At 59.9% G+C, this 23,142-nt stretch carries 18 protein-coding genes and 1 pseudogene; 15 read left to right on the top strand and 4 right to left on the bottom strand.

All coding sequences use genetic code 11. The features are described 5' to 3' along the window. Window positions 1-43: 43 nt before the first annotated feature. The 3 genes from HZZ16_RS33580 to HZZ16_RS33570 form a co-directional block, all read right to left on the bottom strand. Window positions 44-631 carry a hypothetical protein gene (locus tag HZZ16_RS33580; protein ID WP_210342714.1) on the bottom strand — a complete coding sequence of 196 codons (588 nt, stop codon included), beginning with the start codon at window positions 629-631 and terminating at the stop codon, window positions 44-46. A 593-nt stretch (window positions 632-1,224) separates the two neighbouring features. Continuing rightward, window positions 1,225-2,607 (bottom strand): hypothetical protein, encoded by a 1,383-nt coding sequence (locus HZZ16_RS33575; protein ID WP_197954669.1) that lies wholly within the window; start codon window positions 2,605-2,607, stop codon window positions 1,225-1,227. Continuing rightward, the gene (locus HZZ16_RS33570; protein WP_197954668.1) at window positions 2,601-2,999 is read right to left on the bottom strand and encodes a hypothetical protein; all 399 of its coding nucleotides are present in this window, start codon (window positions 2,997-2,999) and stop codon (window positions 2,601-2,603) included. Before HZZ16_RS33570 ends, HZZ16_RS33575 begins: the two co-directional genes overlap by 7 nt. Before the next feature lie 909 nt (window positions 3,000-3,908). On the opposite strand from HZZ16_RS33570, the gene HZZ16_RS33565 reads away from it, so the two are divergent. The 8 genes from HZZ16_RS33565 to HZZ16_RS33530 all read left to right on the top strand — a co-directional run bounded on the left by HZZ16_RS33565 (window position 3,909) and on the right by HZZ16_RS33530 (window position 12,651). After that, a complete protein-coding gene (locus HZZ16_RS33565; protein WP_246510618.1) occupies window positions 3,909-5,294 on the top strand; it encodes an ABC transporter substrate-binding protein in 1,386 nt (461 codons plus the stop codon). Between the two features lie 71 nt (window positions 5,295-5,365). Then, the gene (locus HZZ16_RS33560) at window positions 5,366-6,328 is read left to right on the top strand and encodes a carbohydrate ABC transporter permease (protein ID WP_197954667.1); all 963 of its coding nucleotides are present in this window, start codon (window positions 5,366-5,368) and stop codon (window positions 6,326-6,328) included. A gap of 11 nt (window positions 6,329-6,339) precedes the next feature. After that, window positions 6,340-7,200 (top strand): carbohydrate ABC transporter permease, encoded by an 861-nt coding sequence (locus tag HZZ16_RS33555; protein WP_197954666.1) that lies wholly within the window; start codon window positions 6,340-6,342, stop codon window positions 7,198-7,200. Between the two features lie 14 nt (window positions 7,201-7,214). Next, entirely contained in the window at window positions 7,215-8,138 is a 924-nt protein-coding gene (locus HZZ16_RS33550) for a ribokinase (protein WP_246510616.1), read from the top strand. Beyond that, window positions 8,135-8,905: an SDR family NAD(P)-dependent oxidoreductase gene (locus HZZ16_RS33545; protein ID WP_197954663.1), complete on the top strand. Its 771-nt coding sequence runs from the start codon at window positions 8,135-8,137 to the stop codon at window positions 8,903-8,905. Before HZZ16_RS33550 ends, HZZ16_RS33545 begins: the two co-directional genes overlap by 4 nt. Next, on the top strand, window positions 8,898-9,725 hold the full coding sequence (locus tag HZZ16_RS33540; protein ID WP_197954662.1) for an HAD-IIA family hydrolase: 828 nt from the start codon (window positions 8,898-8,900) through the stop codon (window positions 9,723-9,725). The genes HZZ16_RS33545 and HZZ16_RS33540 overlap by 8 nt, the downstream gene beginning before the upstream one ends. Next, window positions 9,725-10,837, top strand: a complete 1,113-nt coding sequence (locus HZZ16_RS33535) for an ABC transporter ATP-binding protein (protein ID WP_197954659.1) — start codon at window positions 9,725-9,727, stop codon at window positions 10,835-10,837. The genes HZZ16_RS33540 and HZZ16_RS33535 overlap by 1 nt, the downstream gene beginning before the upstream one ends. 2 nt (window positions 10,838-10,839) lie before the next feature. Then, on the top strand, window positions 10,840-12,651 hold the full coding sequence (locus HZZ16_RS33530) for a phosphoenolpyruvate hydrolase family protein (RefSeq protein ID WP_246510615.1): 1,812 nt from the start codon (window positions 10,840-10,842) through the stop codon (window positions 12,649-12,651). A 4-nt stretch (window positions 12,652-12,655) separates the two neighbouring features. Here the strand turns inward: HZZ16_RS33530 and HZZ16_RS33525 are convergent, their stop codons facing one another. Beyond that, window positions 12,656-13,204 carry a hypothetical protein gene (locus HZZ16_RS33525; protein ID WP_246510614.1) on the bottom strand — a complete coding sequence of 183 codons (549 nt, stop codon included), beginning with the start codon at window positions 13,202-13,204 and terminating at the stop codon, window positions 12,656-12,658. 874 nt (window positions 13,205-14,078) lie between these two features. On the opposite strand from HZZ16_RS33525, the gene HZZ16_RS33520 reads away from it, so the two are divergent. From HZZ16_RS33520 to HZZ16_RS33490, 7 genes and pseudogenes are all read left to right on the top strand, one after another. After that, the gene (locus tag HZZ16_RS33520; RefSeq protein WP_197954657.1) at window positions 14,079-15,263 is read left to right on the top strand and encodes a Tm-1-like ATP-binding domain-containing protein; all 1,185 of its coding nucleotides are present in this window, start codon (window positions 14,079-14,081) and stop codon (window positions 15,261-15,263) included. Beyond that, entirely contained in the window at window positions 15,256-16,119 is an 864-nt protein-coding gene (locus HZZ16_RS33515; RefSeq protein WP_197954716.1) for a phosphoenolpyruvate hydrolase family protein, read from the top strand. The genes HZZ16_RS33520 and HZZ16_RS33515 overlap by 8 nt, the downstream gene beginning before the upstream one ends. Then, entirely contained in the window at window positions 16,112-17,887 is a 1,776-nt protein-coding gene (locus tag HZZ16_RS33510; RefSeq protein WP_197954655.1) for an FAD-dependent oxidoreductase, read from the top strand. Before HZZ16_RS33515 ends, HZZ16_RS33510 begins: the two co-directional genes overlap by 8 nt. Window positions 17,888-18,029: 142 nt before the next feature. After that, window positions 18,030-19,440: pseudogene (gene pyk / locus HZZ16_RS33505) on the top strand (pyruvate kinase). A 109-nt stretch (window positions 19,441-19,549) separates the two neighbouring features. Next, window positions 19,550-20,350, top strand: a complete 801-nt coding sequence (locus HZZ16_RS33500) for a PAS domain-containing protein (RefSeq protein WP_246510613.1) — start codon at window positions 19,550-19,552, stop codon at window positions 20,348-20,350. A 674-nt stretch (window positions 20,351-21,024) separates the two neighbouring features. Continuing rightward, window positions 21,025-21,888, top strand: a complete 864-nt coding sequence (locus tag HZZ16_RS33495; RefSeq protein ID WP_197954648.1) for a branched-chain amino acid ABC transporter permease — start codon at window positions 21,025-21,027, stop codon at window positions 21,886-21,888. Then, window positions 21,885-23,105: a substrate-binding protein gene (locus HZZ16_RS33490; protein WP_197954647.1), complete on the top strand. Its 1,221-nt coding sequence runs from the start codon at window positions 21,885-21,887 to the stop codon at window positions 23,103-23,105. The genes HZZ16_RS33495 and HZZ16_RS33490 overlap by 4 nt, the downstream gene beginning before the upstream one ends. Window positions 23,106-23,142 lie beyond the last annotated feature (37 nt).

Raw genomic sequence — 23,142 nt, 5'->3', positions numbered from 1 at the left:
GCCAACGAACTGCGACGCGCTAGGTTCGCGGCCGCTGACGCGTTCAGTGCTTCGTTTCATCGTTCTCATCATCATCGAGCGGCCGCTTGCCACCAGGCGGGGGTGGGGTCGCATACTTGCCTGTAGCGGCGAGATTGGCCGCCACCATCGCGGCCTCTTTCTTGCCGAGCCGAGTTTCCTTGAGTTCTTCCGGAAGCTTCGCTGTGCCCACCGTGCCGCAGCCACGATTGATCAGCGATGTCGCAGCAGAAACCGAGGCGGACTCGCTGCGACCGAACTCGGCAATTCTCGCCAAAACCTCGATCGCAAGCCGAGCATATTTGCGAGCCTCGAGGCGGACCTCGAGGCTTACGGCGTCCAATCCGCCGGCCGCGATCGTAGCCGGCGCAAGCGAGAACAGCGTCGGTGCGTCGCCCCCGATGTCGACGGCCGGTTTTCCATAACCTCGATCCAAAATGCCATTTGCCGCGGTGACGCGAGCACTCTCGCTACCGGCATTCAACATCTTTTTCACCGAGGCGAGGACCGCCGTTCGCGCATGGCGCTGCGCGGGCTGTTCAACCTGGTCGGGCGGAACGTCCGCGACCAGGAGGTTGACCGTTGCTTGGTCGACGACCGTCGGATCAACCACCTTCCGCTTTCGCCCCGCACCATCGCGGCGGCCGCCATGCTTCTTCGCAGTCGTCGGACACCTCTTGATTAACTTGATTGATCTTGATTTTCCCGCATTGGAGCCGCGAAAAAAGTTCTTATACGTGACGACCCATGCGGTAGGAGCTTCCCTTCGTTCCAGAGATTTACTACCCCCCCACTGCCCGATGTGAGGTCATGCTGCGAGACCCAACGCTTTCAGCAAGGTCTCATTTCGTCCTTCGGCGTCGACCTCGCCTAGGTCGTCGAAGGCCGACCATGCACGAGTGATTACGATCTCTCGACTTGCGTGGCCGCAAAGACCTCGACGACATGCCACTTCGGCGTCGTTGCTTCGACAATCTCAGCGTAGCGCGGATTCCGCAGCTGCGCAGGCCTGGACAATTCCGCAATCACGTCTGGCGAGAAAACGGTCGACAGTGGTTTCATTCGATAGCTCCAACATCTCGATTTTCCCTCTCGATTTGCTGGCCGTCAGATCCGGAGACACTGTACCGATCTTGCGCAGTATCTCCGCGTGGTTCGAAAGCCTGCCCAGAGCCTTCGAATAAGTCGGAAACCTTTCTATCTCGGTTATTGCATCCGCCTTGCGACACGAACCGAATGCACTATTCCGCAATCCTCGCTACAGACGAACTCTTGACGTCGCCTAACGATGAACTCCTCGCCGCAGAGGCGACAGTTATCCCACGCTCGAAAGGTGCCTTCTAAAATCGAGGTCTTTTCTTCACTCGATAGCTTCAAGCCCAACCGCGCGTTCGGTGCGAGTTTTTGAGGAACGCTTAAGCCGCATCCTTCCACCGGCGCATGTGCGGTGGTTCGGCGCAGGGAGTGAGGACGAGGCGGAGCGAAAGGGACACCCCGAGCGACGTCCGCGCCCGGAACGACCGGAGCCGAACCACCGCTTGAGACAGGTCTTTGCGACGCCCTGGCTTCTTCGAAGCCTGCTGACGCCACGCGAATCTCACGCGTGTCTGGCGCGCGCTTTTCCGCTCGTTCGCCGCCGAATTCGGCCGGCAAGCTCCCACGGACTCCCAAGCTCCCGACCGCTTGGCCCAAAACCGTCGCAAAACCCTCGTCGCCGCCCTTTTCAACCGTCGGCAAACGCTCGGAAACCCTCGAAACCCTCGTCGCGCGGCGCCGGCGATACCAGGTCGCGCGGCTGATCCCTTTGTCTTCCCAGGGACGCAGGCTTTCGTTCGTCGGCGCCACGTCCAGCAGCTCGCGTGGGACCGCGCCGTTGTCGCGGCGCTTCTGTTTCCGATTTGCGTTATAGCGCGCTCGGCGAAGGCGCTCGCGCTCGGCGGGATCTACATCCATGGCACCGATCGTGGTGATGCCTAGCGATTGCCTCTCGGCATAGGTCAGCCCGATTTTCTCGGCGAGCGTGTCGGCAGAGAAATTATAAGGATGACTGACGACGTGCGCAGCGAGCGCGACGGCTTCGTGCGCCGAGCACCACGGCGCCCAAACGCGCGCCCATGCGACGACCTTTTCGGAGATATCGCCCTGACGATGGCGGATCAACTGAGCGGCGATCCAAAGGTCATCCGCACCGGCGTCGTCGTTCGGGAGGACTCCGCCGTAGCGGACGGCCCAGAGCCGCTCGAGCTCGCGGAGCCGCAGCAGCGCGACAAGCGATCTCGATCCGCGCCGTAGCGGTGCGCGCCGCGCCTTCTGGGTCCAGGTATAGTGCCGAACGATCGCCAAGTGACCGGGCTGATCTTTCGGCGTGCCGTCGCGATAGTGTGCGTTCGCAAGCTTCTGGCTGGCGAAGCGCCGGCGCCGATTTCGCGACCGTTCTTCGCTTTCGTAACTCTCGATCTCGGCATGGATCGTGGCCAGCCGATCCAGGCAGGCTTGACGCGCGTCGAGCAGCTCGGTGGCGGCTCGTAGTTCTCTCGATTGAGCTTGGCGAAGGCGCTGCAGGTCGGCGCGAGGACTGTTGTCTAGCACTGGGCACCCTCTACGAGCTTGATGTCGACCCACCAAATCACGCTGCTCTGTAGCTTGACACAGCCGCGACTACTGACCCGGAGCGAGAAGGCCTTGTGGGAGATCGGCCCTCGATCGAGTAACGCGCACACACGCTGGTAGCGCTCATAGAGCACCGACGACTGCACGCGGTCGCCGGGGCTTCTAACCACGCATCGAGCAAAGAACTCGTCGACGGTTGGGTCCCCGGGAGGAGTTGATCTCGTCATCGTAGCCGGCGCCGGTGTTCGCGGCACAAGGTCGACCAGCAGCTCGGCAATGAAGCGGCGCCGCTCTGTGACGCTGGCGGCCTTCCATGCCGATCGCAGCGACGGCCGCGCGCGACGCGCTTTCTTGTGGATTGCTTCGGTCATCGCGTCGCTCTCCCGAAATATTCGGTGGAGCGATTCGCCGCGTCTTGCAGATCAGGGTGGAGGGGAGTAGTGTTCTGGCGCTGATACCCACTACCCCGCCTTTGCGATTTGGCCCTCTCATCTTGCCGGATGGGGGGGCTTCGCATTTGGGGCGGGTCGGGAGGCGGATCGTCGCCCAGGAAGCGCTCTGGCGGGACCATCTGCGCTCCCGAACAATGGGGCTCATCGGCAAGCCGCCAACCGTTCAGAATGTAGGTCTGGACCTCGTGTACGGGCACGGTGATCGGTCTGGCGCGAAGCGCAAACGTGCGGCTGGTGCTGCTCATCGCGCACCGCTCAATAGGTTTTGCGAAGAGCCCGTAAGCCTTTGACGCAGTTGATGTGATATAGCATGGGTTTTGCAGCTAACTGCTTGAAAGCTCGACAAAACGCCGAGCTTCCCAAGCTGCTGGGGCAACAATTATCGCTCCGCCGTTTGGCCAGTCGAGACACCAGCTCGCAGGCGCGATAGGAGATTGCGAAAGGAATGCATCACCGGCCTGCAGCGAGCTCTCGTCTCACTTGAAAGAACCGCTGGAGAGCAAGATCGCAGCGTCTGCGACGAACGGCGAGCTCAGATAGAACATTTGAACCAGCTGCTGATGCAAAAGCTCGATCAGCTGTCCCCGATCGACCGGTCGTTGCGGCGGTGGCTTCGTGCGCCTAAACATGCGTCTGCATTGATCGTCTCCCGCGTTGGCTTCCTGCAGCAGCTCCTGCGGTGCTGTTTTGTGACTTACCCAATGTTACCCAACTTCGATCTGAATGGGTGCATATGGGCCGACAATGACGGTTAGCGTTCCCGACACTCGCGGCCCTGGAAGAGGAGGGGCACGTGAATTTTCGGGCCAAAGAGCCCAAGGAGGGATTATGCCAAGGACCCAAGCCGCTTTGCGCGGCCATTCGGCTCATTTGTTCAAAACCGCTCTGATCTGCTCAACTCTCCTGGCCGGTGCAGCCGCATCTTTGGGCCGGGCTAAAGCGGAGGATATCAACTGGCGCCAGTTCGAGGGCACTTCGATCGTATGGGCCTACGATATCCATCCGTATGCTGACGCCGTTGCAGCACAGCTGCCTGAGTTCGAGAAGCTAACCGGCATCAAGGTGACGCCTGAACTTTATCCGGACGATGCCTACTGGAATAAGCTAACCATCCAGCTGAGCACAAAATCACCCTCGTGGGACGTGGTCGGCACGGGGATTCAGCCTGCTTGGGATCTCGCGCCCGGTCAACTGCTCGAGCCGCTCGATCGCTATTTGAACGATCCCAAGCTCACCTCGGCAAGCTATGATTACAAGGATTTCTTCCCCGCACTCCGTGACGCGTTGACATGGGAGATCAAGGGGGGCCAGATCGAGGCCGGCCGGGGCCAGGTGTGGGCGATCCCGCACGGCTTCGAAAACATCCAGTTGTTCTACCGCAAGGACATTCTGGACAAGCACGACATCAAGGTCCCGACAACTCCGCCGGAAATGTCTGCAGCTTGCGAGAAGTTGAAATCTGCGGATCCCGCGATCACGCCCCTGGGCGTGCGGGGAGTGCGTTTTTGGAGCAGCATCCACACCGCCGCAATCTCGATCGCCAAGTCCTACGGTGTCCACGACTTTGTCGTCAAAGACGGCAAGCTGGAAACCGGTCTCGATTCGCCCGAGTCGATCGCCTTCCACAAGGACTATGTGGAGATGATCAAGAAATGCGCTGCTCCCTCCTTTGCCAATGACAATTGGTACCAGGTGGTCGACGGCATCAATTCGGGCCGGACCGCGATGGCCATCGATTCCAACATGTTCGGGTTCTGGAACGATGTCGCGGGCAAGCCCGCTTCGGGCAAAATCGCATTCGCTCCGCCCTTGCGCGCTCCCAGCAGCAAGACATTCGAATCGAACATCTGGATCTGGTCCCTGGCCATGAATGCTGCCTCCCAGAAAAAGGGAGCAGCTTGGCTGTTCATCCAGTGGGCAACGTCAAAGCAGGTCGAGCTGAACGGGGCCGTCGCCGGCAAGCTCGTCAACTCTCCGCGTGCTTCGACCTGGAGCGACAAGGCTTGGCTCGACTATGCGGCCAAACCGGAATTCACCAACTTCGTGGATACCTTCAAGAGCGTGCAGGACAGGGCTGCGCTCGCCTTTACACCCCGCGTGGGGTTTGCCGAGGCTATGAACGCCTGGGCCGTCGCCATGCAGAAAATGGTCAATGGCGCAGACGTGAAGGCGACGCTGACCGACCTCGCCTCCGAGATCCGCTCGTCCATGTAAGGCGATCAGGTGAGGGCGGCACAAGGGTTTGCCGCCCTCACCACGCCAGAGTATCTTTCGAGAAGTGAGCGATGGACGTTCGAGGCACCGACGCAACCGTGACGCTACAATCATCGGCAGGCCAACTGGCGCCATCTGAAAACGAGCAGGTGCAAAGCGCCGAGCAGAATGCGCTGGACTGGTGGAGCCTTGCTGCGATTGCTCCGGCAATCATCATCCTGCTTGGATTCCTCTTTCTGTTTTTCTATGGCGTCTTCCAATCACTGACCGATCTCAAGTTTGGCCGGCCTCTGGTTCGGTTCACCGGATTCACCAACTATGAACTGGCAATCAAGACCCAGGATTTCTGGAACAGCGTGCGGGCGACCCTGGCGTATGCCTGCTCCGCAGTGCTCGCGGAAGCTTTGTTTGGACTAGCGCTCGCCAAGCTGTTCGCAAGTGGCGTGTTCCTTGCCCGGCTGTTGCGGCCCGTCATTCTCCTTCCCCTTGTCCTGCCGCCAATGAGCGTCGCCTTGATGTGGACCACCATGATGGATCCGCAGAATGGGATCCTGAACTATTTGCTTTCGCTTATTGGGATCGGCCGGTTCGCATGGATTTCGGACGCCAGCACAGCGATGTTCTCGCTGGTTCTCATTGACATATGGACGTATACGCCATTTTTCGCGCTGATCATCTTTGCCGGCTTGCAGGGCATCAATGATGAAGTCAGAGAAGCCGCCCGTGTCAATGGAGCGAAGGGCTGGGCAACGTTCCTCCACATCGAGCTTCCGCTCGTCGCGCCCTACATCCTGATCGCCGCAATATTTCGGCTCATCGAATCGCTCAACCAGTTCGATATCATCTTCGGAACAACGCAAGGCGGCCCGGGTGACAGTACCTCCGTGCTCTCGGTCCGCGCCTACATCACGGCTTTCCAAAATCTCGCTTTCGGGCGCGGTGCCGCGCTCATGGTCGTCAATTGGATGATCGTGCTTGTCGGGACCTTGGCCATGGTGAAATTGTGGCGGTTCGTCCGGCAGCGTGTAAGCTAAAGGAAGCCGAGATGCGCTCAACCCGCTCAACACCTGCAAGCCTGTTCCTTAACCTGCTGGTTGTTGCCTGTACGCTGATCCTGACATTTCCGCTGTTCTGGATCGTGATGATGTCGCTGAAACAGCAAGCCGAGGTCATGACCTGGCCGCCGCGCTTCATTTTCACGCCGACGCTCGAAAATTTTCGCGTCTTGTTCGATGCGGCCCAGGCCGGCGCAACAAGCTACGGCACCATCAAGGTTGACTTCCTGACGCCGGTTACAAACAGCGTCTTGATCTCGCTTGGTGCGGTCCTCGTGTCGCTGATCGCCGGGGTGCCTGCAGGCTACGTCCTGGCGCGGCGCGATATTCCCATGAAGGAAGATATCGCATTCTTCATTCTGGGCTTCCGCTTCGCGCCGGCGCTCCTTGTCGTCATACCGCTCTTCAGCATCTTCCAGACCATCGGCCTTTATGACACCTATTTCGGCATGATCTGGGTGTATCAGGTGGTCACCCTGCCGATGATCATCTGGCTCAGCCGCTCATATATCGAAGACATCCCCAAGGACATCGAGGAAGCGGCCGCCATGGATGGTGCAAAGCCATTCCGGGTCGTCTGGCACATCCTCCTTCCACTGCTAAAGCCCGGTTTGATAGGCGCTTCATTGCTCATTTTCCTGCTTGCCTGGCACAATTTCGCGCTCGGCCTGATCCTCAGTTCAACGAAAGCGCCCGTGACCGTCGCGCTCCTCAAGCTGCTCAATCCGGGCGTTCAGTTCTACCCGGTCATGGCTGCGGGTCTGGTGGTAACCATGATTGTGCCGGTCGCCCTGATCATCCTTGGCCAGCGTCATCTCGAGCGCGGTCTGACCTTCGGGGCGGTGAAATGAGCCCGAGACCATTGATGTTCTTTGGAACGACCAACCTCGACCTCTGCTTCAACGTCGAGCGGCTTCCAACGCCCGGTGAAAGCCTGATGGGAGGCTTGAAGCGGAATGCGGGAGGCAAGGGCGCCAATCAGGCGGTCGCCGCCGCCCGATTGGGCCTTCGGCCGAGCTTCTACACCCGGCTCGGCGATGATGACGCCGGTCGATCGCTGCTGCAAGCGCTGCGTGAGGCAGGTGTCTGTCTCGATGCGGTTGAGGTGTGCGAAGGGGAAATATCGGGTTCAGCTCTCGTTCTGGTCGGTGACGACGGCTCCAACATGATCGTTATAGATCCTGGAGCCAATGCGAATGTCACACCAAGCATGGTCGAAAAGGCCGCCGAATTCATTGAGCGTGACGCAATCGTCGTTGCCGAGATGGGGATGCCCGTCAGCGCGCTCAATCATCTCTTTGCAATGAAGAGCGCGAAGGGATTCGAGCTCATCTTCAATCCGGCTCCTGTGAGGGCCGGCCTCTCTGCGGCGGCGTGGAGGAGTGTCGATTTCGTCACTCCCAACCAGACGGAAGCTTTCGAGCTCACCGGCGTCGATGTGCACGACTTCGACAGCGCCGCTCATGCGGCCGCAAAGCTCCTCGATCTCGGCCCGAAAGCAGCCCTGATCACACTTGGTGCACAGGGCGCCTACTATGCCGATGCGAGCGCGTCCTTTGCGCTCCGGGCATTCCCTGTCAAGGTCGTCGACACGACCGCAGCGGGCGATGCCTTCAACGGAGCCTTCGCAGCCTCTCTTGCTCAGCGCTTGCCCATCCGACAAGCGGTCAAGAAGGCCCTTGCGGTCGCGGCACTTTGTGTGACGCGGCGCGGCGCGCAAAGCGCAATGCCGGGACGCGAAGCCGTTGACGAGTTTCTCAAGTCTCAAACCATCCTGGAGTTGGAATGACCGAACAGTTCTCAGTTGCCGATAGGACCGTGCTCGTGACCGGTGCGGGCGGGGGCATTGGCTCAGCCATTGCAAATGCTTTCCGTCAGGGCGGCGCGAACGTCGTGGCAACGGACGCAAATGTCGAAAACCTCCGGGACATTCTGACGCGCTTGCCGTATGGCAACGGCATCCTGCCGATGAGCATGGATGTGTCGCGCGAAGACGATGTGGGCAGGGTGCTTGATGAGGTCGCCAAACGCTTCGGCCGACTCGATATCCTGATCAACAATGCCGGAATAAAATCGGCCCAGCCGCTTCTGACCGGCAATGCCGAGAAAATCGAAAAAACCATCCAGATCAACTCCGTCGCGGTGCTTCGCTGTGCCAAGCTGGCTATCGAGCGCTTCATGAAGGGCAAGGGTGGCCGCATCGTCAATGTCGGCTCTTCCTTGTCATCTCAAGGCGCGGTTTTCAACTACCAGGCTGGTGGTGCCGATTATTGTTTGTCAAAAGCCATTGTGCACGATGTGACAAAGCTGCTCGCTTATGAATGTGCTCCGCTCAAGATCAACGTCAATGCAATTGCACCCGGAATTATCGACACACCGATGCACGGTCGGCCTCGGGAAGAAACCGAAGCGCGTCATAGTGGTCGGATTCCACTAGGCCGGGTCGGATTGCCGGAGGATATTGCAGGTCTCGCTGTGTTCTTGGCCAGCCCCGCTGCCTCCTACATGACCGGGCAGATTGTCCATGTGAATGGCGGGATGCTGATGAATGGCTAGCACAAGCTCGAGCATCCACTGGCCGCCAATAGAAGGGGTCATCTCTGACCTGGATGGTGTCGTCTATCGTGGCGGCACTGCAATCGCCGATGCCATTGACGCGTTTACGCGATGGCAGAAAGCCGGTGTGCCGTTCTGTTTTGTGACGAACAATTCGACGCATACCCCTGCGGACGTCGTTCGAAAGCTGGCAGGATTTGGGCTCGCGATCGCACCATCCCAGGTCGTGACAAGCGCCATCACGGCTGCAGAACTTGTTCGATCGAATTATCCGCAATTGACGAAAGTCTATGTCATCGGGGCTCCGTCGCTTGTCACGGCCATGCGCGATATCGGGCTGGAGATCACTGACCGGAGCCCCGAAGTTGTTGTGATGGGGCTTGACCGCGATATCACGCACGAGAAGATGCGAATTGCCGTTGAGGCGATCCTCAACGGCGCCGTGTTCATCGGAACCAATCCCGATCTTCTGTTGCCAACGGCGAGCGGGTTCGAACCTGGAGCTGGTGCCACGATTGCGGCGATAGCTGCCGCGACGCAAGTGCAGCCTTCGATCGTCGGAAAGCCGCACGTGCCGATGATCGAGACCGCGCTTTCACGCCTTGGTACAAACCGCGCTTCGACGATCATGATCGGGGACCAAGTTCCCACCGATATTCAAGCCGGAAAGAAAGCGGGGCTTGCTACGGTGCTGGTTAGAACCGGCGTGCCGATGCGCCGGGATCCGTCCTTGATGGACCCCGACTTCGTCGTAGCGACCTTGCGCGACATTGAGGTAAGTGCCGATCGCGCGGCTCGCCCGCAGCAGAGGAGGGCATAATGGCCGATGTTCGCCTGGAAGGCCTCAAGAAGGCCTATGGGACCATCGAGATCCTGCGGAATATTGACCTGACGATTTATCACGGCGAATTTGTCGTCTTCGTCGGTCCATCCGGGTCAGGTAAATCCACGCTTTTGCGCATGATTGGCGGGCTCGAGCCCATCAGCGGCGGACGACTTCTCATCGACAATGAGCTCGTCAACGACATCGACGCGGCCGATCGCAACTTGGGCATGGTCTTTCAAAGCTACGCTCTCTATCCGCATATGACGGTGAGAGAAAACCTTGCCTTTCCCCTGCGCATGGCCAAAGCCTCGAAAGCCGAGATCCTCACCAAGATTGCCAAAACTTCTTCGCTATTGCAGATCGACCATTTACTGGATCGCAAGCCTCGACAACTATCAGGCGGGCAACGCCAGCGCGTCGCAATCGGGCGCGCCATCATGCGCGAACCGAAAGTGTTCCTGTTCGATGAGCCGCTCTCCAACTTGGATACCGAACTACGCGTGCAAATGCGGGTTCAGATCGCCAAGCTCCACAAGCAGCTCGGAAATACCATGATCTACGTAACGCATGACCAGGTCGAAGCGATGACCATGGCCGACAAGATCGTCGTGCTCAAGGACGGCAACATCGAACAGGTTGGCAGCCCGCACGATCTGTATCACAATCCCGCTTCGCGCTTTGTGGCAGGATTCATCGGCTCGCCCAAGATGAACTTTCTGGGCGGCAAGGTCGAGGAAGCCCATGACCATGGCCTGGACGTCCGATTGGATGCCGGTCCCACAATCTCCGTTCCGGTCCAGCCGGACCAGATGCTGGTCGGCAAACCGGTCACTGTTGGAATCCGCCCGGATGACTTCTCCTCGTCGGCGCCTGGCCAGCAGGAGATCTCGATTGAACTTGGGGTCGATTTCGTCGAGCATCTCGGCAGCGTCACGTACGTCTACGGTAATGCCGGAAATGAAACGGTCGTTGCCAGGGCGCCACAATCCGGTTGGCCCAAAGGCGCCAGCAAGCTCATTCTCACCGCCGCTCCAGCCGATTGCCACGTATTCATGAGCAATGGAAAGGCGGTACGGAGGTTGCACGCACCTGCGAGTTGGAGCTAGTCTTGACGCAGAGCTGTGCGATGATGCGCAGCTCAGGGATCGACACGCGGACGGCCGAGGTGAGGGGAGCCGGTATAAGGCAGTTCTTCCGCAATTCCCGTTCGTTTGTCCTTGGTGCGGGGATCGGGTCGGGGATGACCGCCAGGGCTGCGGAGCGGGCCGGCGCCGATTTCGTGCTCGCGCTCAATGCAGGCCGTTTTCGTGCCATGGGAGGGGCCTCGCCTGCCTCGATCCTCCCGATCCGCAATAATAACGAATTCGTGGCAAGCTTCGGAAGGACGGAAATCCTGCCCAGCACGAAGCTACCGGTCTTCTTCGGCGCCTGCACCTTCGACCCCGAACTCGATCTTGATCGTTGGCTCGATCGGATCATCAAGTGGGGGTTTGCCGGTGTGACCAACTTCCCATCGGTCATACACATCGACGATGAGCGCAGGTCGTTGCTCGAGAAGTGTGGTCTTGGTTACTCCAGGGAAATCGAGCTCCTCGTAAAAGCAGCTAAACGCGGCCTGATGACGATCGGCTATACCCGCAGTCAAACCGAAGCGCGCCGAATGGTCGAAGCTGGCGCCGAGGCGATCTGCATCAACTTCAACCTGAACCGCGCCGACGAACGCGCCGCCGATCCGTCGATCAGCCTGTCTGAACTCGCTGCGCGCACGAATGCCGTTGCGCGCGTTGCTCAGTCCGTCAACAAGAGCACCATCTGCCTGCTTGGTGGCGGCCCGATTACCAAGCCGGACGAGCTCCTGGACATCTGCCGTGAGACTGGAATCCAGGGATTCATTGGAGGATCCTCGCTGGACCGCGTGCCCCTGGAGATGTCGGTCCTCGAGGTGACGTCCGGCTTCAAGACCATCCACCTGCTGCGCGAGAAGGTGGATCTGCTCGAACGGCAGCTGCAATTGAGTGGTTTCAGGCACGGTGTGATCGCGCAGTCGTCCGCAATGAAGCGTATCCTGGAGATGATCAAACGCGTTGCGGCGACGCCGAGCCCAGTCCTCATCTGGGGGGAGGCAGGCTCCGGCAAGCGCAGGATAGCAAGCCTGGTTCACGCGTTTAGCGACCGCAGGCACACCAGGGCGGCGCTGTTTCATTGCAGACCCGGCCCGGCGATGGACACACTCGCCCCGTTGTTCGGTGCCGAGCGCCTCGAGAGCGGCAGACGTCAATTGTCCCTCCTGGAGACCTCGAATGACAGCGCCGTCCTGCTGCTGCACGTTGACCAGCTTTCGCGGGACGGACAGGAGCGTCTTGCCGATTACCTCGAGACTGGCGGATTTACCCCTTTGAACGGGGTAATTGTCATGCGTTCCCATGCGCGGATCATTGCGACCGCGACGGTGGGGCGAGGCGCCGGCCTCGAAACGGTTTTGTGCGGACGGCTTCTCGCCCTGTTTACCGGCCTGGATGTCCGGTTGCCTTCGCTGCCCGACAGGCTTGAAGACCTGCCGCAACTCATTCAACACTTCACGGTCGAAGCAAAGGGTGATTCCAGTGCCCAGACGCTCACAATCGAAAACTCTGCCTTTCTCGCGCTCGCCGGGCACGACTGGCCAGGCAATTTGCGCGAGCTGCGGCAGGTCGTGAACCAGCTTGTGACCCTGCCATCAAGTCATATCACCGGAGAAGTACTAAAGCCGCTGCTCGAGGCGCCTTCAGGCGCCCGGCCAGCGGCCGCGCTGTCCGAGAGAGACTGGATTATCGAGGGTCTGAAGAGAAACCGCCTTCACCGCGGCAAGACGGCTCGCTCTCTCGGGCTTTCGCGCAAGACTCTCTACAACAAGATCAAGAAGTTACGAATACTCGAATAAGGTCTCATGCCTGTCGGAGCGGCTGCCTGGGCCTGGCCGTGTGCTCCAGAGAGAACTTCGGCAGGGACGACGATCCATGAAAGCCGAAGCTGACGAGCCCGATGTCCGATCCAATCGACAGCGCAAGCGCCTCAGAGCGCAGATGGACAAACCCATCCAGCTGCGAGCCCAGTCGTTGCTCTGCCACACTCATCTTCGCCTCGTCCGGCGCGACGAACAGAACTTTGAACCCGCGGCTTGCAAACCACTCCATACGCCGAAGCTCGAGCTCCTGCCCGCTATCGAGCGGCACGCCTGCCGGTGTCCGTTCAATCATCGAGGCAGACGGGAAGTTCGTAACCCCGGTCACTTTTGCATCCTGTAATAGATCTGCCAGATCTTCCCAGCAGGCAAACGGGTCGATCATGACGATCGCCGCATAACATGAACCGAGTCTTTTGGGTTTCCCTTGCAGATCTCGCAAGAGGCAGTCGTTCCAGTCAATGACAGGAAGCGTGGCCATAACGAGCATGGCATTCTGCGGAAGGGCCCGTAGTGACGGCGCATAGATCATTATCTGATCACCGCGAGGCAAGGGGAGACTTGCTGCAAGCCTGCCAACGACATTCGCTCTCACGGCCTTACCCAATCCTACCCAATTGAAACGTTCGCCGATCTTACACGCGGTTTCAACCAGGTCTAGATCAGCCTTGCCAATCGTTATCGGAGCAACGTCCTCTCTCTTTGGCCTAACGGCCAAGTTCGGCGATGGATGGCGGCGCTTTGTGCTCCTGTCTGCTCGAGCGGGCTCTCTCTTGTTGCTGAAGAGCACCAAGCGAGCTCCGCTCGTTCTGAAAGACAGCCCGCGAAGCGTCTCGGGTAAGAATTGTCGGGCGAGCTATCTGCGCCCTACGAATCCGCTAGCAGACCGGCTCGTCTGCTTCCTCCCTGACTCGCGCCGCTGCCGGACACTCCGGCAGCGGCATCTTTTTGCCTCTGAGCGCGCCGGTCATGCGGGCAGCCCAGATGATCAAAGCTCCGCCCGCTGACACTCGCCGAAGTTCCTTGCAACTGGGGAAGCGGCTTGCAGCCTCAAACGGTGGCACTCAGTCGCCTCGCTTCGGAACTGCTGTATCTCGGCAAGGCTTTCGGGGAAGCATTGTCACTGCGCGTGCTCCATTCGAGGGATGCGCCGGAGAGCTCTTACCTCGCCGAGGACCTCTCGGCGATCAATCGAAGCCTGAGCCCTCCGCCGAGTGGCTGCTGCTATGGCCGCTTGGGCACCTACCCAATTTTACCCAATCGCGCCGGTCTCCGGGGTTATGAGCCATTTTACTCCGATCTAAACCTCCAAATGTCCAGAAACGCCCAGGAGGAAGATCGTGTCTCACCATTGCGCGGACGACCAAAGGTCGGTCCGGGATGGTCACTCATCAAATCCCGCGGCAATGGTCGCGATTGTCGCAACCCTGGACACAAAGGGCCGCGAGACCGCTTATCTCGCGCACGTCATCGAGCAGTCGGGCCGCAAAACTCTTACGATCGATGTAGGCACATCAAATAGGCGAGGCAGAGGCGAGCCGGACAGCGGCAATGCGCGCGTGGCTGCCCCCGCCGAGCTGCTACGGGACATCGCTGCAAGCGCGCGTGAAGAGGTCAACGAGCTCCTGCGATCGGGCACGATCGACGCGATCGTTGGTGTGGCGGGCGGCAAAGGCAGCGCAGTCTTCAGCGAAGTTGTATCGGATCTGCCGTATGGATTCCCGAAGCTGCTGGTGAGCAGCGCGAGGCCAGCCCTGCTTGCCGAACTCGCCCTGCACAATGACATCATCCTCTATCCGACTCTAGTCGATCTCTTCGGAATCAACGCGTTCACCGAACGTGTTCTGGACAATGCGGGACGAGCCATCGCAGCGATGCGCTATGTGCCCCCTCAAGATCAACGGAAGAGGAAGACGGTTGCTATCACGGCCTTTGGGGTCACGACGCGGGCGGCAAATCGTTGTGCCGCGCGGCTGGCAGAGGCAGGCATCGACGCGATTGTCTTTCCGGCCAATGGCGCTGGAGGCCGGAAGATGGAGCAGCTCGTTTGCGCCGGTGAGTTCGATGCGGTGCTCGATCTGACCACAACGGAGCTTGCTGACGAAGTCGTCGGCGGCACCGCCAGTGCAGGTCCGGATCGGCTCAAAGCAGCTTCTCGCCGCATGATCCCGCAGCTTGTTGCCCCCGGGGCCGTCGACATGGTGAATTTTGGCCCTCCCTCGAGCGTGCCGGCCGAGTTCAAGGGGCGCCAGTTCTATTCGCATACCCCCTTCACGACGCTCATGCGCACGACCGTCTCGGAAAATGAGCGCATTGGCAGGCTTACCGCAGAACGCCTTTCGCAAGCAAAAGCGCCCACCCTCGTCCTGTGGCCGGCCAAGGGTGTGTCTGACTATGACCGGGACGGCGGCATTTTCCGAAACCCTGAAGCCGATAGAGCCTGGCTCGACGCCGTCAGGCGACATCTGCCGCGCTCGATCATGGCGCGTGACCTCGATTGTCACATCAATGATCCGGAATTTGCGGAGGTGGCCGCATCGTGGATCGTCGAACAATTGACACCAGGAGGTTCTTCCCGTGCGGATGTTTGATCGGGCCGAAATACTCGCAAGGATCACGGCTCAGATTGCGGCTGGAAAGGCAGTGCTCGCCGCGGCGAGCAGTTGCGGCCTCGTCGCAAAATGCGCAGCTCTCGGTGGCGCCGACATGCTCGTGGTCTACAGCACCGGCCTGTCGCGGCTGATGGGGCTGCCGACGAGCCGAATAGGCGATTCCAATGCGCGCACGCTCGAGCTCGCGGCCGAGATCCGCAACGTCGCCTCCTCCGTTCCTGTGATAGGCGGGGTCGAGGCCTGGGATCCCCTCCGCCTGGACCTCGATGGTCTCCTGGACAAGTTCTGGGCTGCCGGGTTCTCGGGCGTGATCAATTACCCGACCATTTCGACGATGGGTGAGAAATGGCGCGAGCGTCGCGGCCGCGTCGGGCTCGGCTTTGAGCGCGAGGTCGAGATGATCTCTGCGGCCCGCAAGAAGAACATCTTCTCCCTCGCCTATGTCGCGAGCCCGAGCGATGCCAAGGCGATGGCTGCCGCGGGAGCCGACTGCATCGTCCCTCATGTCGGCGCAACGCGCGGCGGGCTCGTGGGCCATGAGGAGGGACAATCGATCGCCGAGGCCATCAGGCGCATCAACGAGATCAATGCTGCAGCTCAGGCCGTCCGGCCAGATGTCATCCTTCTCTGCCATGGCGGGGCAATTGCTGAGCCCCAGGATACCTCGGAAGTCTATCGATCGACCGGATGTGTCGGTTTCGTTGGCGCCTCCTCCATCGAACGGATCCCGATCGAGCGGGCCGTGAAGGCTGCAGCCGAAGAATTCAAAGCCGTTCCGCTCCCGCGAAAGCGTCAGCATTCCCTGCAGAACCTGCACCGAGGCACCAATGAATAGCCCAACCAACGGTTTGAAGCGCAATATCGCTTTCTTTTCGAAAGCGAGCAAGCCAATGCCCGATCGGGAGACGGACGTGCTCGTGATCGGCAGCGGCGCGGCCGGACTGTCCGCGGCGCTTTATGCGGCAAAGGCCGGGCTTCGGGTGACGGTATGTGAGAAGTCTGGCCGGCTCGGTGGCACCACCGCCCTCTCTAATGGCATGATCTGGATTCCATGCTCATTGCAGGCCCGAGCGGCGAAAATTGATGATTCGATCGCTAAAGCTAAGACCTATCTGCAACACGAACTTGGCAACTATTATCGCCCCGAGTTCGTAGACGCCTATCTTGAAGATGGTCCAACGGCGCTCGCGAGCCTGGAGAATGGGACCGAAGTCAAATTCACGCTGGCTTCCGCTCCCGATTATCATTCCAGCCAGATCGGTGGCGTCGACAAGGGCCGGGCGCTGAGCCCCGCAGCTTATGACGGGCGGCTTCTCGGCCAGGATTTCGACCTGATAGGGGATCCCATCCGTGTCGTGCTCGGCGGGATGATGATTTCATCCAGCGAGGTCCGAAGCTTCCTCAATCCGTTCCAGTCGGCTGCCTCGCTCAAGCACGTCCTGCGCCGCGTTAGCCGCTACGCAAGAGATCGGCTGCGCTACAGAAGAGGCACTGAACTCAGTGGGGGCAATGCGCTGATCGCGAGGTTATTGGTGAGCCTGCGCAGACATGGCGTTGAGATTTTGCCAGGCTGCCCAGCGGTCGATCTGACGAGGGAAGGCGGACGAGTCACTGGCGCAATCGTCAAGCGGGATGGCGCCGATCTCTGCATCCGCGCCTCTCACGGAGTGATCCTGGCGAGCGGTGGCTTCGCGCGGAACGGTGAGTTGCGAGCCAAACTCAGCGGAGCCCACCAGCACAATGATACGCTGGCCCACAGCGATGTCACTGGCGACGGCATTGCACTCGCAGGCAAGCTCGGAGCTGCGATCGACAATGACGTTGCATCGAGCGGCTTCTGGACACCCGTCTCGATCCTCAGGAACGGACGATCCTCGCAGTTGGTCCCGTACGGCTGGCTTGATCGTGGCCGTCCAGGTGTCATCGCGGTCGGGCCAAATGCCAAGCGCTTCGTCAACGAATCCAATTCATACCATGACATCTGCCTTGCCATGTTCAACAACGGCTATCCGGCGGACAAGCGGTTCTATTTCATCTGCGACAAGGAATTCGTCCGCCTCAGAGGCATGGGACACCTGCTCCCCTGGCCCTGGACCTTGAGCATCAAGAAATATGCCCGCATGGGCTACATCGAAATTGGCCGGACGATTGCGGAGCTTGCGGCGGAATTGGGGCTCGACCCGAAAGAGCTAGAAAAGACTGTTGAAGAACATAATGCCCACGCAGCTGAAGGACGCGATCCGCTTTTCAAACGCGGTGAATCGGCTTTCAACAGAACCCTGGGAGATCCGTCTGTCGGAAAGAAAAACCCGAACCTTGGCGCTATCAAAAACGGGCCATTCATCGCGCTTCCGATTGTTCCGGCAACCCTCGGAACGGCCACCGGACTGTCGACCGACCCCGGCGGAAGGGTCCTGGATGGAAACGGCGCGCCGATCGCAGGTCTTTATGCCTGCGGCAACGACATGACCTCGCCGATGCGCGGGATCTACCCTGGAGCAGGCATTACGATCGGACCAGCGATCGTGTTCGCCTATCGTGCGGTGAACAGCATCGTACAATCCGCGCAGCAGAGACAGGCGGCCGCGGCATCCGGTGCGTAACAAAACTGTTCTCACCTTTGGTCCAGCAAGGACGGACAACACAGAAAGCGTACTGCGCACCGTCGGCCAGCTCGCTTTACATACCTTATGAGCCGCCCCATCCCGTTGATGCCGGACTTATCTCCTGACCTGCAGGGCCGCCATGCGACGCTCACGCCACGCCAAGATCGTTGCAACCGTTGGTCCAGCGACCGCGTCGCCCGAAAAGCTCCGTGCGCTTTATCTTTCGGGAGCTGATACTTTCAGGCTGAACTTCAGCCATGGGACCCTCGACGACCACGCCCGCGTGCTCGCCGCGATCCGTGCGCTCGAGCGGGAATTCAATCGACCGATCGGCGTGCTGCAGGATCTGCAGGGCCCGAAGATCCGCATTGGGCGCCTCGATGAAGGCAAGCTTACGCTCGAGGCAGGGGAGACCGTCTGCTTCACGCTCGGCGAAGAGACAGGCGGGAAGCAGTCGATCCCGCTGCCTCATGCAGAAATATTCGCCGCCGCTTATCCCGGTCAGGCTCTGCTCATCGATGATGGGCGCGTTCGTCTGGTGGAAAAGCTCAGTTCCGAACAGATTGTGGCACGCGTTGTGGTCGGCGGCGTCATCCGTGATCATAAAGGCGTCAACCTGCCAGGCGCGCTGCTCAATATCTCGCCGCTCACAAAGAAGGATCGAGCCGATCTTGCATTCGGCCTCGAGCTTGGGGTCGACTGGGTTGCATTGTCCTTTGTTCAGAAGCCATCGGACCTTATCGAAGCACGAGCATTGATCGGTGAGGCCGCCGGTCTCGTTGCCAAGATCGAGACCCCGATGGCGCTTGATCGGATTGGCGATATCATAGACTTGTCAGATGCGATCATGGTTGCGCGAGGCGACCTCGGGGTCGAGATCCCTCCTGAAGAGGTGCCGGGCCGGCAAAAGGAGCTCGTCAGGGCTTGCCGGCTTGCTGCCAAGCCCGTCATCGTCGCAACCCAGATGCTGGACTCGATGGTCGCTGCGCCTACACCAACGCGCGCAGAAGCCTCCGATGTCGCCACCGCCATCTATGATGGTGCAGACGCGGTGATGCTCTCGGCTGAATCAGCTAGCGGTCTTTATCCGATCGAAGCGGTCGTAATGATGGACCGCATCATCAAGAGCACGGAGCAGCATCATCTTTATCGCTCTCTGATCGAGGCCTCGCAAGCGGGCGAAGACATGACGCCGCCCCACGCCGTCGCGGCTGCGGGCGCAGACCTTGCAGCCGCCATCAGTGCCAAGGCGATCATTGCTTTCACCGCAAGCGGGACGACGGCAGTCAGAATAGCGCGCAAGCGGCCTCCCGTGCCGATACTTGCTCTGACACCGGATCAGAACGTGGCAAGGCGCATGTGTCTCCTATGGGGCGTGCACAGCGTTGTCTCAGGCGATCCCGCAGGCCATGACGAGATGACAAGGATAGCAACGAATGCCGCGCACCAGCAGGGCTTCGCCACGCCCAAGCGACCCGGCTGTCGTGGTGTTTGGGCTGCCTTTTAGGGTTAAAGGCGCGACGAATAATGTGCGGGTGGCCGTCTGCTAGTTGGTCAACATCCGATTCAGCTGTCGCGCTCAAAACGGCAGTGCTTTACCTGTAGAGAGACATGAAAGTATCCGTAGCCAATTGCAGCTCGCCTCATCCGGAGCTCACATTGCTTGAGTTCGACGACAGCATCAGCCTCGCCGATATGCTTCCCTTTATCGAAGAAAAGCTGTCGATCGGCCTGGAGCGGAGCAATGATACTGGGCAGATGCAATGGTCTCGTGGATTCTACGAGTTGTTCGGACTGGACCCGCGTCAAACAGGACCGTCACCTGCCGAGATCGACAGGAGAATTCATCCCGACGACCGCGGACGCTGGTTCGATCATCGCTCACTCGCCTATGGCATGCTCGAGGACGAATTTCGTATCATCCGGCTAACGGCACCTTGCGCAACATTTGCGCCCGAGCCGAGCCGTTGCTGGACCCGGCCGGCAAGCCTCAATGGATGCTTGGGCTTGCTGCCGATGTCACGGAAAGGCAAAACTTATCTCAACATTGCCACGGAGCGCTCGAGAGCTCTGGCACGAGTCCTTCGCGGACTCGTATGGCCAGCCAGTTGTGATGGTCACATCAGCGCGTTTTCCGACTCAGACCAATCCGTAGCTCATGTTGAGCCGGGATCAGGCTGGGCAGAGCTTCTCCATGACAAGGAACGCGAAGCCGTTCTGAGGGAGTGGCAAGTCTCCCTGGAAACGGAACAGCCATACGAGGTGGAGGCCAGGTTGCGTCAGGCCGATGGAGGCTACAGTTGGCATCGATGCACGGCCATACCGCTCGGCAACGGCAATGGCGGTGTAAGGGAATGGCTCGGCGTCTGGATCGACGCGCATTACGACATTCTCGCGAGGGAGCAAAAAGGTTCATCAAAGCTCACCGGGAGGCAGTTGCGAGCCGCACGGGAATGTTGAACTGGTCGGTGAAGCAGTTAGCCGAGAGAAGCGGGCTCTCATGCGCCGTCATAAGGCGGCTGGAAGAGTACAATGACACGCCGCCCGCATCCGGCGATATGCTGCTGACTCTGTGGACCACGTTTGCGCGCGCTGGAATTGAATTCACATTTCCGCTGGTCGGCAAGCCGGGTGTTCGGCCGCAATAACCTTGGTGCCTTCATGGTGCTGAACTCACAGTCAGCGGCCATCGTCATCGGGTGCGTCAGCTCGTCTGGTTGCTCCGATCGTTCGGCAAGCGCTAACGAACGCACTCGTTTGCGAGCGCCTGCGGTGAAGGCATGCGTATAGCTCGCGATCACTACATCGAGATTGGGCTGGCGAGAACGGCCTGCGGACCGCCGTAGGGCCCCTTTGAGTGCCCGCAATGCCGGTCGGCTCGTCAACATTACCCAACATTACTCAGATCTCCCTACGTCGCTCTAGGCAACCATGCGCCGCGTGTCGTGAATGAAGCGTCGACAGGCGGGCCGCCTAAGAAGCCCGCCATCGCCTGCAACTCCCATTGCCGGGATGACCTTCCAGGAGCGCTCTCGTGCCAGCAGCCCTTTGCATTCCAACGTGCAGCTTACGACCTCGAGCAGTCGTCGTGAGAATGATGTGCGCGCGATCGCAAGCAATGTGACGCGGGCGGCATGGATACCCTGCTTATCGCGACGTTCGAGATCCTGAGCTTCGGCGCGATCGTTGTGCTGGTCGTGCTCGGTCTCGGGATCATTGCCAGCATGATGGGCATCTTCAACTTCGCCCAAGGCGAGTTCGTCCTGCTCGGCGCCTATGTCACTTACCTCGTGCACAGCGCAGGTTTGCCGGTCCTGCTCGGCATGCTTGCCGCGCCCGTCGCGGTCGGCGTGCTTGGTTTCGTGCTGGAAAAGCTCGTGGTGCGGCGCTTCTATGCCGCTCCCATCGTCGCTATGCTCGGTACCTACGCGCTCGGGCTGATCATTCGTGAAGCCGTTCGCGGCCTAACGGGCGGACTTTACCTCTCGGTGCCTGAACCAATCAGCGGTTCCATCACGATCGGTAGTCTGCATTTCGCCACCTGGCGCGGGGTCATCGTTATCGTCACTTTGCTGGTCATGGCCGCAAGCCATGCACTGCTCGCCTACACCTCGTTCGGTCTGCGCGTCCGCGCCTCGTTGGAGAACCCCCAGCTGGCACGTGCCTCAGGCATCTCCACCGGCACGATCTACAGCGCCACTTTCGCCTTTGGTGCGGCGCTCGCCGGTCTCGCCGGCGCGCTGATCGTGCCAGTCTTTTCACTGTTTGCCGATCTCGGCATCCGCTTTCTTATCCAGGGTTTCGTCGCCGTAATGGTCGGTGGCATCGGGTCCTTCGCGGGCCCGGTCGCTGGGGCCAGTGTCATAGGCACGTTCAGCGCCTGGCTGCCTTGGCTGATCTCACCGGTTATCGCTGACGTTCTGGTGTTCGTGCTCGCCATCATTTTCATCAAGTTCCGGCCGCAGGGCCTTGTTTCGGGAAGAGGGGTCAACCGATGATCAATGCTAGCCGTCAACTGAGCCGCCGCCGTTTTCTCGGCAATTTCGCCTTCGCCTCCGCCGCGATCGCGGCGGGTCCGGGAAGCTGGGTGATCCGCCCGGACTGGGCAAATGCTGCGGAAGGCCCGATCAGGCTCGGCATTGCAACCGATCTGACCGGGTCACTTGGCTTTGCCGGCAACACCGACGCCAACGTTGCTCGCATGCTGGTCAAGGAGATCAACGACGCCGGCGGCCTGTTGGGGCGCCCGATCGAGCTCTTGATTGAAGATACTGCCTCCGACGAATCGGTTGCTGTGGGAAACGTGCGTAAGCTGATTCAGCGAGACAAGGTTGACCTCGTGATCGGCGGTATCTCGAGCTCGATGCGAAATGCGATCAAGGACGTCATTATCTCTCGCGGCAAGACGCTCTATATTTATCCCGAAGGTTACGAAGGTAAAGAGTGCACGCCCTATCTGTTCTGCACGGGGCCAGTCCCGGCTCAGAACTGCGACCAGTTCATTCCCTGGCTGATCAAGAATGGTGGCAAGCGCTTCGCGCTGCCTGGCTCCAATTATGTCTGGCCGCAAACAATCAACGCCTATGCACGCAAGGTGATCGAGAGCAGCGGTGGCGAAGTCGTCTTTGAAGAATACTACCCGCTCGACCAGATCGACTTTTCCTCCACAGTTAGCCGCATCATATCCAACAAAGTCGACGTGGTGTTCAACGCGATCGTCCCGCCCGGCGTCAGCCCGTTCTTCAAACAGCTCTATCAAGCCGGCTTCTCCAAAAATGGCGGGCGGCTGGGGTGCGTCTATTACGACGAAAACTTCCTGGAAATGAACCAGGCGCAGGAGATTGAAGGGCTCGCGAGCAGCCTCGACTACTACAAGGTGCTGGCCGCGGAGGATCCGGTGAGCGCCAGGATTCAGTCGGCTTACGACAAGCAGTTCCCTGCCAAATTCCGGTTCTCGGCAGGCAGCGCCGCGACAGGCACTTATCGAGGATTGAAGCTGTGGGAGGCTGCGGTGAAGGAGGCCGGTACAATTGACCGCGACGCCGTCGCCGCCGCCCTCGACCACGCGAAGATTGCGGAAGGGCCGGGCGGGCCTGCCGAAATGGCCCCCGGCAAGCGCCATTGCAGAATGAACATGTACATTGGAGTGGCCAAGGGCGGCCAGTACGAGATTGTCAGCCGTAGCGCCGGCCTGGTCGATCCGAAGGAGTGCTGATGTTGTCGACCGGAACCGGCATACAGCCCCCGCCACG

This window comes from Bradyrhizobium glycinis (assembly GCF_016031655.1).
Classification (GTDB): Bacteria; Pseudomonadota; Alphaproteobacteria; order Rhizobiales; family Xanthobacteraceae; genus Bradyrhizobium; species Bradyrhizobium glycinis.
The sequence above is the reverse complement of the archived record's forward strand: the minus strand, read 5'-3'. Positions and strand labels throughout refer to the sequence as shown.